At 56.2% G+C, this 14,474-nt stretch carries 17 protein-coding genes, 1 tRNA gene and 1 riboswitch; of the genes, 3 read left to right on the forward strand and 15 right to left on the reverse strand.

All coding sequences use genetic code 11. The features are described from left to right. Nucleotides 1-193: 193 nt before the first annotated feature. Nucleotides 194-281, reverse strand: a tRNA-Ser gene (locus G5195_RS09460). Between the two features lie 134 nt (nucleotides 282-415). Beyond that, nucleotides 416-871, reverse strand: a complete 456-nt coding sequence (locus G5195_RS09465; protein ID WP_005337119.1) for a YbjN domain-containing protein — start codon at nucleotides 869-871, stop codon at nucleotides 416-418. Nucleotides 872-1,029: 158 nt separating this feature from the next. Here G5195_RS09465 and G5195_RS09470 point away from each other — a divergent pair, with 158 nt between their 5' ends. Further along, a complete protein-coding gene (locus tag G5195_RS09470; RefSeq protein ID WP_216953395.1) occupies nucleotides 1,030-2,367 on the forward strand; it encodes a flavohemoglobin expression-modulating QEGLA motif protein in 1,338 nt (445 codons plus the stop codon). A gap of 80 nt (nucleotides 2,368-2,447) precedes the next feature. Here the strand turns inward: G5195_RS09470 and G5195_RS09475 are convergent, their stop codons facing one another. After that, complete coding sequence (locus G5195_RS09475; RefSeq protein WP_005337121.1) at nucleotides 2,448-3,029, reverse strand: thymidine kinase; 582 nt, start codon at nucleotides 3,027-3,029, stop codon at nucleotides 2,448-2,450. A 91-nt stretch (nucleotides 3,030-3,120) separates the two neighbouring features. Next, on the reverse strand, nucleotides 3,121-4,701 hold the full coding sequence (locus G5195_RS09480) for a Na+/H+ antiporter NhaC family protein (RefSeq protein ID WP_421206536.1): 1,581 nt from the start codon (nucleotides 4,699-4,701) through the stop codon (nucleotides 3,121-3,123). Between the two features lie 88 nt (nucleotides 4,702-4,789). After that, a riboswitch (Lysine riboswitch) is annotated at nucleotides 4,790-4,961 on the reverse strand. A 302-nt stretch (nucleotides 4,962-5,263) separates the two neighbouring features. Between G5195_RS09480 and G5195_RS09485 the strand changes: the two genes are divergently transcribed. Continuing rightward, entirely contained in the window at nucleotides 5,264-5,668 is a 405-nt protein-coding gene (locus G5195_RS09485; RefSeq protein WP_279490670.1) for an H-NS family nucleoid-associated regulatory protein, read from the forward strand. 69 nt (nucleotides 5,669-5,737) lie between these two features. Here the strand turns inward: G5195_RS09485 and G5195_RS09490 are convergent, their stop codons facing one another. From G5195_RS09490 to G5195_RS09510, 5 genes are all read right to left on the reverse strand, one after another. Then, nucleotides 5,738-6,313, reverse strand: coding sequence for a cob(I)yrinic acid a,c-diamide adenosyltransferase (locus G5195_RS09490; protein ID WP_421236056.1), 576 nt, complete (start codon nucleotides 6,311-6,313; stop codon nucleotides 5,738-5,740). Then, nucleotides 6,310-6,540: a DUF3820 family protein gene (locus G5195_RS09495; protein ID WP_005337126.1), complete on the reverse strand. Its 231-nt coding sequence runs from the start codon at nucleotides 6,538-6,540 to the stop codon at nucleotides 6,310-6,312. The genes G5195_RS09490 and G5195_RS09495 overlap by 4 nt, the downstream gene beginning before the upstream one ends. 1 nt (nucleotide 6,541) lies before the next feature. Further along, nucleotides 6,542-7,213 carry a 7-carboxy-7-deazaguanine synthase QueE gene (gene queE / locus G5195_RS09500; RefSeq protein ID WP_421206539.1) on the reverse strand — a complete coding sequence of 224 codons (672 nt, stop codon included), beginning with the start codon at nucleotides 7,211-7,213 and terminating at the stop codon, nucleotides 6,542-6,544. A gap of 61 nt (nucleotides 7,214-7,274) precedes the next feature. Then, nucleotides 7,275-7,982, reverse strand: coding sequence for a 7-cyano-7-deazaguanine synthase QueC (gene queC, locus G5195_RS09505; protein ID WP_421236057.1), 708 nt, complete (start codon nucleotides 7,980-7,982; stop codon nucleotides 7,275-7,277). 20 nt (nucleotides 7,983-8,002) lie between these two features. After that, nucleotides 8,003-8,626 (reverse strand): tRNA-uridine aminocarboxypropyltransferase, encoded by a 624-nt coding sequence (locus tag G5195_RS09510; RefSeq protein WP_421206541.1) that lies wholly within the window; start codon nucleotides 8,624-8,626, stop codon nucleotides 8,003-8,005. Here G5195_RS09510 and rrtA point away from each other — a divergent pair. Continuing rightward, nucleotides 8,625-9,218 (forward strand): rhombosortase, encoded by a 594-nt coding sequence (rrtA, locus tag G5195_RS09515; protein ID WP_270657478.1) that lies wholly within the window; start codon nucleotides 8,625-8,627, stop codon nucleotides 9,216-9,218. The genes G5195_RS09510 and rrtA overlap by 2 nt on opposite strands. On the opposite strand, the gene pyrF is transcribed toward rrtA, so the two are convergent. The 6 genes from pyrF to cmk form a co-directional block, all read right to left on the reverse strand. Further along, nucleotides 9,193-9,894, reverse strand: a complete 702-nt coding sequence (gene pyrF, locus G5195_RS09520) for an orotidine-5'-phosphate decarboxylase (protein WP_042083286.1) — start codon at nucleotides 9,892-9,894, stop codon at nucleotides 9,193-9,195. The two genes, rrtA and pyrF, sit on opposite strands and share 26 nt — an antisense overlap. A gap of 18 nt (nucleotides 9,895-9,912) precedes the next feature. Then, nucleotides 9,913-11,079: a lipopolysaccharide assembly protein LapB gene (gene lapB / locus G5195_RS09525; RefSeq protein WP_047438342.1), complete on the reverse strand. Its 1,167-nt coding sequence runs from the start codon at nucleotides 11,077-11,079 to the stop codon at nucleotides 9,913-9,915. Between the two features lie 9 nt (nucleotides 11,080-11,088). Further along, nucleotides 11,089-11,373: a LapA family protein gene (locus G5195_RS09530; RefSeq protein ID WP_005337143.1), complete on the reverse strand. Its 285-nt coding sequence runs from the start codon at nucleotides 11,371-11,373 to the stop codon at nucleotides 11,089-11,091. 158 nt (nucleotides 11,374-11,531) lie between these two features. Next, a complete protein-coding gene (gene ihfB, locus G5195_RS09535) occupies nucleotides 11,532-11,816 on the reverse strand; it encodes an integration host factor subunit beta (RefSeq protein WP_005299934.1) in 285 nt (94 codons plus the stop codon). A gap of 92 nt (nucleotides 11,817-11,908) precedes the next feature. Beyond that, nucleotides 11,909-13,579 carry a 30S ribosomal protein S1 gene (rpsA, locus tag G5195_RS09540; protein ID WP_005337148.1) on the reverse strand — a complete coding sequence of 557 codons (1,671 nt, stop codon included), beginning with the start codon at nucleotides 13,577-13,579 and terminating at the stop codon, nucleotides 11,909-11,911. Nucleotides 13,580-13,673: 94 nt separating this feature from the next. Further along, complete coding sequence (gene cmk, locus G5195_RS09545) at nucleotides 13,674-14,366, reverse strand: (d)CMP kinase (RefSeq protein ID WP_019444698.1); 693 nt, start codon at nucleotides 14,364-14,366, stop codon at nucleotides 13,674-13,676. Nucleotides 14,367-14,474: the final 108 nt, after the last annotated feature.

Raw genomic sequence — 14,474 nt, forward strand, 5'->3', positions numbered from 1 at the left:
AAACTTTAAAAGGATCGACCAATGGGTTGGCCGTGGCGTCAAAGTCACCGAGGCTTTTCACTACGATTGCCCAAGAGGTTCAGCCAGATGCTGGGCTATCAACAATGAGGATTTGCATTCCTATGCCAGCAACCACGCGGGGATTGCGCCAGAAAGCAAAAAGCCCTGATGTTTCCATCAGGGCTTTGCAATGTGGCGGTGAGGGAGGGATTCGAACCCTCGATACGTTGCCGTATACACACTTTCCAGGCGTGCTCCTTCAGCCACTCGGACACCTCACCAAATTTTGGTCTGTGGTTTAACGTGTTCAGCCAACACGGTGTTCGCTGCGCTGTTGCGTTGGAACGGGGCGTAATTTAGGGGAAAGCCCCGCCCGCGTCAACGGCTTTTTTCACCTGGCGAACCGTTCGAACACTTAATGCACAGATTCCGGTGCAACCTGGATTTCCGGCAGGTTGAGGAAGCCGGAACGTTCGCATTCGGCAACCAGTTCGTGGGTGGCAGCGATGGTGCTTTGCACGAACAGCAGGAACTGCTCGACGCTGAGTCCGGCCTTGGTAAAGACGGTGTGCCCGACCACCAGCCGCGGCAGGTTGTCATCGATGATATCGAGGAACACCTTGAGGGAGGGGTACTGCATATTGAGTCGGCCCAGTTCGGCAACCAGCGGCAGCATTGCGGAGGGGCGCACTTCCAGCTCGGAGGAGAACAGCAGGCCTTCCTCTTCCACGAAGATCCGGCTCTCCTGAATACCATCGACCGACTGCAAAGAGACAATGTGGATACCGTGACACTGGTCGCAGACATAGTGCTCGATACGAGCCTGTTGCAACCAACGCATTATCATTTCGGAGCTGGGGATATTCATCATTTCCACGACAAGATTGGGATCAAGGGGCGCAGTCTAAACCAATTTGCTATCAACAAAAAGCACGCCAACCCAATAACCCTGCGGCTCGCTTCTTTTTGGCAAGCGCTATGCATATACTCAGCCAAATCCACGACGACGCTTGCCCCACAGGGGGCCCCATGACTATCCAAGAAAAGTATCGCCTTCATCTGAAATCACTCTCGGATGAGCTGCTCACCCTGCAAAAACCCATCCGCATTCTGGATGCCATCAAATGGCCACGCCATCTGCAGGATCGCTTTCTGGCAAGCGGTGGCAGGGAGCTGCCCGCTATCGACAGGCACTTCTATGATGCCCTCCCCCTCGGCTTCGATCCGCGCAACAAGTATCTGGAACTCAAGGAGCTGCGGGACAGGATCCGCAGAAAACTGGGGCCACAGGACGATCTTGGCCGGATCCTGCAAGAGACGGTCGATCAGTACATGGTGGTGATCGAGATGCTGCGCCAGCGCGGCCAACCCGATTTTCAGCGTTACAGCCAGCTGCTTTATGGCTCTGCCAGCGATCACCTGCGCGGGGATCGCAAGACTCTCAAGGAGCTGGGCGCCCGCCTGTGCGATATCTTCTCCCTGCCCGGCGCCCGCCATCTGGTGCGCCCCTACCCCAAGGAGTTCGAAGGAGAGGCCGCGGTCGCCAAACTGCAGGGCAAGCTGTCGAGCTACTTCAGTGACGGCACTGTGCAGGTGAAGCTGAGCGATGGGATTGTCTCCGATGCCGCTGCCGGTGGCGACTACATCAAGCTCAACTCCCACGCCCGTTTCTCCGAGCTGGACTTGCAGGTGCTGGAGGTGCACGAGGGGTGGGTCCATGTCGGCACCACCCTCAACGGTCGCCAGCAGCCCTATGCCACTTGGCTGAGCGCCGGTTCACCGCGGATCACCGCCTGTCAGGAGGGGCTGGCTGTCCTGATAGAGACCCTCACCTTCAGCTCCTTTCCGGATCGGGCCAAGCGCATCTCCGATCGGGTGATGGCCATCGACATGGCCGAGCGCGGCGCCGATTTTATCGAGGTGTTTAAGCACTTCGTACAGCAGGGCACCAGCGAGCACGACGCCTACAAGATCACCCAGCGGGTCTTTCGTGGCGGCATGGTGGGCGGCGGCGCCTGTTTTACCAAGGATCTCTCCTACGTGCGTGGCTATGTGGAGACGGTCAACTTTATCCGCAGCGCCGTGCTGGAAGGGGTGCCCGAGATCCTGCCAATGCTGTTTGTCGGCAAGGTGACGCTTGATGATATTCCGGTACTCTATCAACACTATCTGGAGGGGCTGATTGCCGCCCCCCGCTATTTGCCGCCGATGTTTCGCGATCTCACCGGCCTCTATGTCTGGTTCGGTTTTGCCTCCGGCATGTCGCTGGTGGATATCGGCCGGGTACAGCACCATTTTCGCCAGCTATTTCAACGCCTGCCGGTGGCCGACCCCATCATTGCGCCGGTGGATATCGAGATAGACTGAACCACAGCGATACAAGTTGGGGAAAATAAAAAGGGCGCCAGATGGACGCCCTTCTCGACGATTCAAATATCGCAGCCGAATTACTTGTAGGCCCGACCTTCCAGATAGTGTTTGCGGCACAGTGACACATAGCGATCGTTGCCACCGATCTCCACCTGCTCGCCATCACGCATCACCTGACCCGCCTCGTTGACCCGGGAGTTCATGTGAGCCTTGTTGCCGCACCAGCAGATGCTCTTCAGCTCTTCAAACTTGTCGGCCAGACAGAGCAGATGGTATGAGCCCGGGAACAGCTCGCCGCGAAAATCGGTCTTGAGGCCATAGGCCATCACCGGAATATCCTGCTCATCGACGATGCGGGCCAGCTGGTAGACCTGCTCACGGGTCAGGAACTGGGCCTCGTCCACGATAAAGACATCGATATGTTTCTTCGCATGACGCTCTTTCACCATTTCAAACAGATCACAGCTGTCGCTGAACACGTCCACCTTCAGTTCAAGACCTACCCGGGCACTGATCACCCCGACCCCGAAACGGTCATCGATGGCTGGCGTCATCGCCAGAGGATGCATGCCCCGCTCCAGATAGTTGAAGTGCGCCTGAATGAGCTGGGTGGATTTGCCTGAATTCATGGTGGCAAATTTGTAGTGCAGTGAAGCCATGATACTGTTCCGAAACTGAATTTATGGGGCGCATGCTAACCAAAGCCCCTGACAAAACCAAGGGGCCCGCGGGCCCCTTGCTCTATAAATGTTACGCGGTGGCCAGCGCTGGCCGCGCTTTGGCCTTTTTCAGGTGATAGCTGGTAAAGAGCACAAACCAGAGGGCACTGACACTGAAACCGGCCAGGCTGGAGTGCATCAAGCCCATCGCCAGGTAACCGATGGCCGCACCGAAGGCAATGGCCAGTGCATAAGGCAGCTGGGTCATCACGTGATCGATGTGATGGCAACCGGCACCGGTGGCAGAGAGGATGCTGGTGCTGGAGATGGGCGAGCTATGATCCCCGAACACCGAGCCAGCCAGTACCGCGGCCAGCATCGGCAACATCAGGCTGATGTCGCTGGCGGCAGCCATGTCGCCGGCCAGTGGCAGCATGATGCCGAAGGTTCCCCAGCTGGTGCCGGTGGCAAACGCCATGGCACAGGAGAGGATAAAGACCACGGCAGGCAGCACTTCGATCGGCAGGTTGCCGTTAGCCAGCGAAGCCAGGTACTTGCCAGTCTCCACATCACGCACCACGGCACCTATGGTCCAGGCGAACAGCAGGATGTTGATGGCCGGCAGCATGGCCATGACGCCTTGTGGCGCGGCCTTGATCCAGTTCTTGGCACCCAGCTTCAGACGCATCGCCAGACCGATGGAGACCACCAGACTGCACAGGGCACCGTAGACCAGCGAAGAGCCGACGTTGGTGTTTTCGAACGAGCCGAGCACGCTGAACGGCAGCCCTTTCTCGCTCAGCACCGCAGCACCGGAATCAATCATGAAATAGATGGTGGCCGCAGTCAGGGTCAGGATCGGCAATACCATGTCGATCATGCCGCCGTTGCTCTCTTCCGGGCTCTCCATATCCAGACCGATGGGGCGGCCCTTGGACTCATCCCACAGCTTGCCTTCCAGCGCCCACGCTTCGTGTTGACGCATCGGGCCGATATCGAGCTGACAGGCGATCACCACCAGCACCATGATCAGGGTGAAGACGGCGTAAAGGTTCATCGGGATCATCTCGACAAACGCCGCGATGGGGCTCTGTTCGGTCAGACCGTGTGCCGCCATGATGCCGCCAACCAGGGCGATGATATAAGCCCCCCAGGAGGAGATGGGCATCAGCACGCAGACCGGCGCCGCGGTGGAGTCCAGCAGATAGGCCAGTTTGGCACGAGAGATCTGGAAGCGGTCGGTCACCGGACGGCAGATGGCCCCCACCGACAGGCTGTGGAAGAAGTCATCGATAAAGAAGGCAAACACCATCATGCCAGTCAGGGCTTTGGCGCCCTTGCGGGTCTTGGCACGACGCTCGGCCCACTCGGCAAAGGCACGGGTCGCCCCGGAGACGCTCATCAGGCTGATGAGGCCACCCAGCAGCAGCATAAACAGGATCATGTTGACATTGTCACGATTGAGCGCGCCATCGACCCAGAAGATCTTGAGCACGGTATTCAACATGTAATGCAGGGATTCGAGGGGTGAAAACTGATTGAGCAGCAAACTGCCGGTGACGATGCCCACACCAAGGGACAGCAGCACGCGGCGGGTCATGATCGCCAGCGCGACAGCCAACAGGGGGGGAAGAACGGACCAACCGGAGTCGGCGAAATGACTAATGTCCATGATCTCTTTGCACCTAAAGATTACAGGTGGAGATCTACCGAGAGGATCTAAAGAAACAAAACCTATGGGGAGGTTATACTCCTCAGCCCCTTCAGGTAGCGCTCCATAGTGGATGACTATGGCAGTCCTGCACCTATTAGATGCAGAACCAGCAGCCCGGTATGATGGCCTGGCCACTTCGGCGCTGACTCCTTTCCTTGTGCATCACAGGCATCACCCTCCGCACAAATACTCATAGGCAGCGCGCCTCTACTTAAAGGTATTCGCCGCACATTTTATCGAGATGGCAGCTTATAGCAAGTTTTTTGATTAAATAATCATAATAAACAAATCAAGGTCGGAAAATGGTAGTCAAATGATGCAACAACGCCAACTTTGACGCTATTTTCACCTACTGCGGCTTCATTGGCATCCAATCACCAAGCCTATTGCAGGCCATATTAAATATCTGTATTGATGTTCCCCACGGATATAATATTTAACCCGGCTTGACTTATTTAAATCACCAAGCAAGAATCAGCTGGAACATAATATTTTTCTCTGACTCGACGTGGTAACTCCTATGAATGAATTTTTAAAGGTACTGCTTAATATCCGCAGTCTGCGTGCGACCTGCCGCGAGCTTTCTCTGGAACAACTGGAAGAGGCACTGGAAAAACTCTCTACTATCGTTGCTGAACGTCAGCAAGATGAAGCTGCCGAGCGTCAGGCCCGTGAAGAGCATCTGCGGAAAATTAACGAATATAGCGAAATGCTGAAAGCCGCCGGTATTGACCCGGCAGAATTGGTAAGCGCTGTCGCTACCAACCCCGGCAAATCAGAAAAAGGCAAGCGGGCGCCACGTCCGGCCAAATATCGCTATCAGGATAATGGCGTAGAGAAAACCTGGACCGGCCAGGGCCGTATGCCTTCGGTCATTGCCAGCGCAGTGGCAGCAGGCAAATCACTGGAAGACTTTGCTATCTGATCTCAATCTCGTTGCTAATAAAAAACCTCGCCAAGGCGAGGTTTTTTATTGCCGCTTAAACGTGAAATATCAGATAGCTGATTGCGGGCGATCTGCTGCCTTGACCCACAGCACTTCACGCTCCCCTGCCACGCAGATGAGATAGCGGGCAATGGTAAAGAACCAGTCACTCATCCGGTTCAGATAGGGCAGCACCTCGGGATTGACCCGCTCTTCCCGGCTCAATGTCAGCAGCAAGCGCTCGCAATGACGCACCAGAGTGCGCACCACATGCGCTTGCGCCGCAGCACGGGAACCACCGGGCAATATAAATTGGCGCAGCGGTGGCAATGGCTCACTATAACGATCTATCTGCTGTTCAAGGCGAGTTGTCCAAGCGGCATTAACCTGCCAAATCGATTCATTCTGGGCGTCGCTGGAGAATGCCAACTCGCCCCCCAGATCAAACAACTCCTGTTGCAACAGCTGTAAATCAGCCAATAAGCCGACCTCTTGCGATGGGACGTCACAAATCAACAAACCAATATGGGAGTTGAGCTCATCGATATAACCGTAGGTCTCGACCCGCAAATGATCCTTGGGCAATGGGATACCATCGGCCAGCCGGGTCATGCCCTTGTCGCCCTGCCTCGTATATATTCTCATACCGACATCCTGTTAATAATGGGAATAATCATGGACTCGAGTCCATTGAGTTTGATTTCGTAAGCCAACGCTAGCGTCTGGCCCAATTTACCCGCCGGAAAACCGCTGCGCGCCATCCACACCAGATAGGGCTCGGGAATATCGATGATACGTCGACCCTGATATTTACCGTAAGGCATCTTGTTGGTCAGGGTCAGCAGTACCTGTTCGTCGGATAGCCAATCCATATTAATCGATATCCAGATATTTATGAGTCTGGATTGAGAGTCGCCAGTTACGCGCGATACAGGTATCCATCGCCAATTGGGTGGCCCGTGGTTTCTGGCTGATCGGCTGCAAGGCAATGACCACGTCCGGGCGCAGGGTAGCGGTAGCGAGCAGCGCATCCAGCTCTTCAATATGGTGCTCGGTGGCCACCGGATGCTTGATCTCGTTGGCCCGCTCCAGCGCCGAGACCAGCACAGGCAGCCCCCCTTTCATACCGATCTTGGGGGAGACGGTTACCCAGGTCTGCTCATGAGTCTTGATCTCGCTGGTGCCACTGGTTTCAATCTGCACCTGATAACCCGCCGCCAGTAATGCTGACGAGAGTTCGTGCAGATCGTAGAGGCAGGGTTCCCCACCGGTGATCACCACATGGCGTGCCTGATAACCCAGATCGCCAAAGCTCTTGATAATCTGCGCGGTGCTGAGTTGGCTCCAGCAATCGGATTCGTTGGAACCATCCAGTACCGCCGCCTTACCCACTTCACGAGCCGGATCAACAACCCAGGTATGACGGGTATCGCACCAGGGGCAGCCCACCGGGCAACCCTGCAGGCGAACAAAGATGGCGGGCAGGCCGGTAAAGATGCCCTCCCCCTGGATGGTCTGGAAAATCTCGTTGATTGGGTAGTGCATCTCGATCACGGCTTGTTGCAAAAGTCGCGGATTATACCCCAAGCCACGGCAAGACGCAGGCTCACTCTGCGCTTTTCTCGCCCAGCCCGGTTTTCTCAAACAGTCTGGCCATGATACCCGCCTTGTCGGCCAGATAGTTGTTCAGACCGCGACTGCGCAGTTCACACGCAGGACACGTGCCGCAACCGTCACCGGCAATGCCGTTGTAGCAGGTCAGGGTCTGCTGGCGCACCGTGTCGAGGTGACCATAGTGATCCGCCAGTGCCCAGGTTTCGGCCTTGTCGAGCCACATCAAGGGAGTTTCAAAACGGATGCCGCGATCCAGCCCCAGCGACACCGCCTGATTGAGGGCCTTGACAAACTCGTCACGGCAATCGGGATAGCCGGAGAAGTCGGTCTCGCAGACACCGGTGATCACCGCTTCGGCGCCCACCTGATAGGCATAGATGGAAGCCAGGGTCAGGAACAGGATATTGCGACCCGGCACGAAGGTGTTGGGTAGGCCATTATCCTGCAGATCGCAGCTGACCGGGATGTCGTCACGGGTCAGGGCAGAGACCGCCAGCTCATTGAGCAGCGTCACATCCATCACCTTGTGGGCGGCGATCCCCAGAGCACTGCCCAGACGACGCGCGGTGTCGATCTCTTCCCGATGGCGCTGGCCATAGTCGAAGGTGATGGCGTGCACTTCATCATACCGGGCCAATGCCTGTACCAGACAGGTGGTGCTGTCCTGACCGCCACTGAAAACCACGACTGCTTTTTTCATCTTGATAACTCCTTGAATTGTCACGCGCGGCGGCCTTCGGCAAAGTCCTGCCACTGGGTATTCAACCGGTTAAACAGGGTCAGCAAGGGCGCATAGTGCTCCGGCCTCCCCTCCCACCGGGACAAGAGGTGATAGCCCGCCTCTATGGTAGAGAGGGCATCGGGAAAGGGTTTCTTTCGAATGGCATATTGACCGGCAATGGCACCAATGCCGATGCGGGGCAAGCGGGCCAGTGCCGGGTTGCTCTGCAACATGCGATAGGCTTTGCGCCAGGTGCCGTCAAGCAAGATAAAGGCGACGGATGCGGAGCCAGAGGATTCACTCTCCCACTGTTGGCGAAGATCGGTCAGCGAAATGGCATCCTCATCCGGCCAGAGCAAATAATAACGACGGGATTGGTCAGCCAGCAGCACATTGAGCCACTCATCGCGGGAAAAGTCCTCCCCCACATGGATCTCGCACTGTTGCAAAGAGGCCGCCAGCAGCGCGGCAGTCCCCTTGGGATGTGCCACCTCGTTGGGGTGCTGCAAGATGTAGAGGGGCGTGTGATTGTCAACCGGCACAATATAATCGCACAGGCAGGCTTTGAGGGCTCGGGTGCAACGTGTACAGTATCGACTGTTCTTGTCGTTGGACTGTTTCATGTTGTCAGACAAATCTGGATTGCTCTGGGTTATCACGCTCTCTCTCACCAGCTTGCTACTCTTCTTTACCGTTCCCAATCTTCAGCTCTCCTTCGATCGGCCCTTGATCGCCGGGGGCGAAGGGTGGCGGATCATAACAGGCAATCTGGCTCATACCAATCTGTGGCACCTGCTGCTCAATCTGGGCGGCCTCGCCATCCTCTATAGCCTGTTTCGCGACTATCTGGGTGGGGCTCACCTGCCGCTGCTGATGTTGCTGCTCTGGTTGGCAGTGGGCTTGGGGATCTGGTGGTGGTGCCCGCAGACCCAATGGTACATGGGGCTATCCGGCTCGCTGCATGGCCTGTTTGTCTGGGGGGCAATGCAGGATATTCGCCACGGACGCCGCACATCGGGCTGGCTACTGTTGGCAGGGATGGGACTCAAGCTGGCGATGGACTTCTACAACGCAGGAGAGAGCCCGATATCCACCCTGATCAATGCCAGGGTACACATCGGCTCTCATCTTATCGGGGCCGGTGCAGGCCTGTTGCTCGGCCTGCACCGCGTATCACTGAGTGAGCCTGTTACGCACCAGCCAGCTCGGCATTGATGCTGGCCAGCATGGCGGCCGGATCGGCAGCCTGCGTAATGGGGCGACCGATAACCAGATAATCGGACCCCGCCTCGACCGCCGCTTTCGGTGTCATCACCCGGCGCTGATCCCCGGCCGCTGAACCGGTCGGGCGAATACCCGGGGTCACCAGCTTGAAATCTTCGCCCAGCAAGGCTTTAAGCTCATGGGCCTCGTTGGCAGAGCAGACAACCCCATCCAAGCCGGATGTCTTGGTCAAGGTAGCCAGCCGGATCACCTGCTCGGCAGGGCTCACATCCAGACCAAGAGGGATCATGTCGGACTGCTCCATGCTGGTCAGTACGGTCACCCCGATCAACAATGGCGCCTTGTCGCCATAAGGCAGCAGCGCCTCTTTGGCGGCACGCATCATCCGCTCACCACCACTGGCATGCACGTTGACCATCCAGACACCGAGCTCGGCACTGGCTGCCACGGCTTTGGCAACGGTATTGGGAATATCGTGAAACTTCAGATCCAGAAAGACATCAAATCCCTTGGCCACCAGCTGGCGTACAAATTGCGGGCCAAACAGGGTAAACATCTCCTTGCCTACCTTGAGACGGCACTGGGCCGGAGAGATACGTTCAACGAACGCTAAGGCATCTGCCTCGTGCTGATAATCCAGCGCTACCAGTACTTTGGGATCTTGCATCTCACATCCTATTGCTTGTTATTCACCGTCCAGACCACGGATCGGCTTGATGGAACCCCACTGGCGACAAGACGGGCACTGCCAGAACAGCGAGTGAGTGGCAAAGCCGCACTGCCGACACTTGTGGGTTGACTTGATTTTGATCTGCTCGCCGACCAGCTGTTGCAGCAGTTCGAGGCTCTCCTTGGCAGGCCCCTCTTCCGCACTGGCCAGCTGAAAACCCACCAGCTGGTAAAAACCTTTCATCGACGGATGACGACGCAGCTGACGCAACACCAGCGAACGGGCCTGGCTCAGGCCATCACGCTCTTCAACCAGCTTGGCAAGGGCCAGGGTCACGCTGACACCGGCGTGATCTTCCACAGCCTTCTCAAGCAGCGGGATCAACGCAGGCGTGCGCCCCAACTGCTGATAGCACTCGAGCAATTTGGGCATTGCCTCGGAGGCAAAGTCGATATCCTGCTCGAACACCCGCAGCAGCTCCTTGCTGGCCTGCTCATACTCCCCCTCTGCCATGGCGAGCTCAGCGAGGCGCAAACTGGCCCGGGCACATGCCGGATTGATACTGAGCGCCCGTTTGAGCTTGGCCAGCCCCTCCCCTTTATTGCCCTCACGCAGCGCGGTCTCGGCTTGCTCGCAATAGAAATGGGAGATGGGGTCGGCCAGCTTCTTGCCCTGGAATTTTTGCAGACGAACCGCCACATCGATGGCCTTATCCCAGTCCCGCAACTGCTGATGGATGATCAACAGCTGTGCCAGCGCCGTCTCTTCATAGTCGCTGTCATCACACAGCTCATTCCAGAGCGCTTCCGCTCGGTCCAGCAGACCAGCAGCCAAAAAGTCGCGCGCAAGCTCCTGCAGGGCAAGCTGACGCTGCTCCCGGGTCAGTTGGCGGGTTACCAGGTTCTGGTGGATCTTGATGGCACGATCGACCTCCCCACGCTGGCGAAACAGGTTGCCGAGGGAGAGGTGTGTTTCGATGGTTTCACTGTCCACCTCAAGCAGCTGGATAAAGAGATCCACCGCCTTGTCGGATTCATCGGACAGCAAATAGTTGAGGCCCGCCACATACTGGCGGGAAAACTGGTTACTCTGTTTTTGGGTGTCCTGGCGAACACTCCTGCGACCCATGTACCAGCCATAACCGGCGGCGATGGGTAACAGCAGGAAAAGCAGTTCAAGCATTGAGGAACATTATTCCTTACCCGGTGACCGGGCCAGCTCCAACTCGCGGGATTGACGACGCATGGTGCGGTTGAGGGTGCGGTTTTGCATTTTCAGGCGCAGGAACAGCAGGCCGAATACCAGCCAGCCCAGCAAAAAGCCGCCAGCGAAGAAGAAGCCCAACAGCATGGCAAGCGAAAACTCACCCTGAGCGATCAGGTAATTGAACTGAACCAGCTGGCCATTTTGTGAGCCCAGCGCCAGGGTCAGAACAAACACCAGCACCAGCGGAATGAGGGCCAAAATACGCTTCATAAGAGCTCCCTGTCAGTATCTAATGAGAGGCTGATTATCCTTAAAATCGCAGGCAGACTCTAGAGTGAATGGGAAAAGAGTTTAAGAAACAAGACGATTGGCACAGGAATCGGTGCCAAAAAGAAAAAAGGCATACCCGAGGTATGCCCATTTCTGCATTATTCAATGATGTTGACGCGCTCGCGCAACTCTTTGCCAGGTTTGAAGTGCGGGACATATTTCCCGGTCAGTTCAACCTTGTCCCCAGTCTTGGGGTTGCGGCCCACACGGGGCGCACGATAGTGCAGTGAAAAACTGCCAAATCCGCGGATTTCAATCCGGTCGCCGTTTTGCAAGGTCGACGCCATCTGCTCAAGGATCTCCTTGATGGCGGCTTCGACATCCTTGGCCGGCATATGCATGCGGCTGGCTGCCAGTTGTTCGATGAGATCTGATTTGGTCATAACGTTAAATCTCCTTCCCCGATCACATGCAATATTCATTTTGCCAGGATAAAAAAGGGCGGCGCAATGCCGCCCTTTTCTTGCATCAAGGATTACTCACCCTTGGCGGCTTTGAACGCTTCCATCATAGCATTGCTGAACACAACTTCTTCTTGCTGGTTCAGGTTATCGATAGCAACACGCTCATCAGCCTCGTCCTTAGCACGGACAGACAGGCTTACGGTGCGGTTCTTACGATCAACGCCCATGAATTTAGCTTCAACTTCGTCACCAACAGACAGCACCAGAGTGGCGTCTTCTACGCGGTCACGAGCAGCGTCGGAGGCACGCAGGTAGCCTTCTACGCCGTCAGCCAGTTCGATAACGGCACCTTTGGCATCAACCTCGGTAACCTTACCCTTCACGATAGCACCTTTCTTGTTGTCAGCCAGGTACTTGTTGAACGGGTCTTCTTCGATCTGCTTGACACCCAGGGAGATGCGCTCACGCTCCGGATCCACTTGCAGAACAACGGCTTCGATCTCGTCGCCTTTCTTGAATTCACGCACGGCTTCTTCGCCCTGGTTGTTCCAGGAGATGTCAGACAGGTGAACCAGGCCGTCGATGCCGCCATCCAGACCGATGAAGATACCGAAGTCAGTGATGGACTTGATCTTGCCGGAAACACGGTCGCCTTTGGCGTGAGTTTCGGCAAACAGCTGCCACGGGTTGGATTTGCACTGCTTCAGACCCAGGGAGATACGACGACGCTCTTCGTCGATGTCCAGAACCATCACGTCAACCACGTCGCCAACGTTAACAACTTTGGACGGGTGGATGTTCTTGTTGGTCCAATCCATCTCGGATACGTGTACCAAGCCTTCAACGCCTTCTTCGATTTCAACGAAGCAGCCGTAGTCGGTCAGGTTGGTCACGCGGCCAGACAGACGGGTGGTCTCCGGGTAACGCTTGGCGATAGCAACCCAGGGATCTTCGCCCAGCTGCTTCAGACCCAGGGATACACGGGTACGCTCGCGGTCGAACTTCAGAACCTTGACAGCGATCTCGTCGCCAACGTTGACGATTTCGGAAGGATGCTTAACGCGCTTCCACGCCATGTCGGTGATGTGCAGCAGGCCGTCAACACCGCCCAGATCTACGAATGCACCGTAGTCGGTCAGGTTCTTGACGATACCCTTAACTTCTTGACCTTCTTGCAGGTTAGCCAGCAGGCTTTCGCGCTCGGAGGTGTTCTCGGTCTCGATCACGGCACGACGGGAAACAACAACGTTGTTGCGCTTCTGGTCCAGCTTGATGACTTTGAACTCGAGTTCTTTGTTTTCCAGGTGAGCGGTGTCACGGATCGGACGCACGTCAACCAGAGAACCCGGCAGGAAGGCACGGATGCCGTTCAGTTCAACGGTGAAACCACCCTTGACCTTGCCGTTGATGATACCGATAACGGTAGCTTGCTCTTCGTAAGCCTTCTCAAGCTGCAGCCAGGCTTCGTGGCGCTTGGCTTTTTCGCGGGACAGCTTGGTTTCGCCGAAACCATCTTCGATAGAGTCCAGAGCCACGTCAACGGTGTCGCCGACGTTGATTTCCAGCTCGCCCATGGCGTTCTTGAATTCTTCAGCCGGGATAGCGGACTCGGATTTCAGACCGGCGTCAACCAGTACGAAACCGTTCTCGATAGCAACGACAGTACCCTTGACGATGGAACCTTGACGGGTTTCAACGGCGTTCAGGGACTCTTCAAAGAGTTGAGCAAAAGATTCGATCATTGTTTATGTCACAAATGAAACATCCACTTGCAATCCGGCACAAGCGGGGCTGTTTTAAATAATCTGCGCCATCCTTGGTGCAGACGACCGGATGTCAGCTTGCGCTGGCATCACCAAGTTGTTGCTCTGCATAGGCGAGTACTGTTGCCAGCACTTCATCTATGGTCATGGCGGTAGAGTCTACCACCAGAGCATCTTCTGCCGGTTTCAGGGGTGCAGTAGCGCGATTTCTGTCGCGATCGTCACGTTCCCGAATCTCGGTTAAAAGACGCTCAAAGTTAACATCAAAGCCCTTATCTTGCAACTGCTTATAGCGACGCTGGGCCCGTTCTTCGGCACTGGCGTCGAGGAAAATCTTCACCTCGGCCTCGGGGAAAACAACTGTACCCATGTCACGACCATCGGCAATCAGACCCGGGGCCTGACGAAATGCACGCTGACGGCGCAACAATGCTTCGCGCACCCGGGGGAAGGCGGCGATTTTACTGGCAGCATTACCCACTTCTTCGGTGCGGATGGTGCGGGAGACATCTTCCCCTTCCAGGATAACCTTGACCAGATCGCCCTCAACCTGAAATTGCACATCCAGATTGGCAGCTAGCGGCACCAGTGAGGCTTCACTGTCCAGCTCTACATCGTGATGCAGGGCGGCCAGGGACAACACCCGATAGATGGCGCCCGAGTCCAGCAAGTGCCAACCCAGCTTCTCAGCAAGCAGCTGACACAAGGTGCCTTTACCTGCACCACTGGGGCCATCAATTGTCATTACGGGGGCCATCTGAGGCATAACTTCTCTCCTGCACTGTGTTGCTCCCATCCCGAAGGGGTGGGTTAATGGGCGCCGATTATACCCGAATGTGGTGAGCCTGGCAGTCATCAATCCGCACAAAGGGCC

This window comes from Aeromonas sp. 601039, assembly GCF_049174415.1.
In the GTDB taxonomy this organism is placed as follows: Bacteria; Pseudomonadota; Gammaproteobacteria; order Enterobacterales; family Aeromonadaceae; genus Aeromonas; species Aeromonas veronii_A.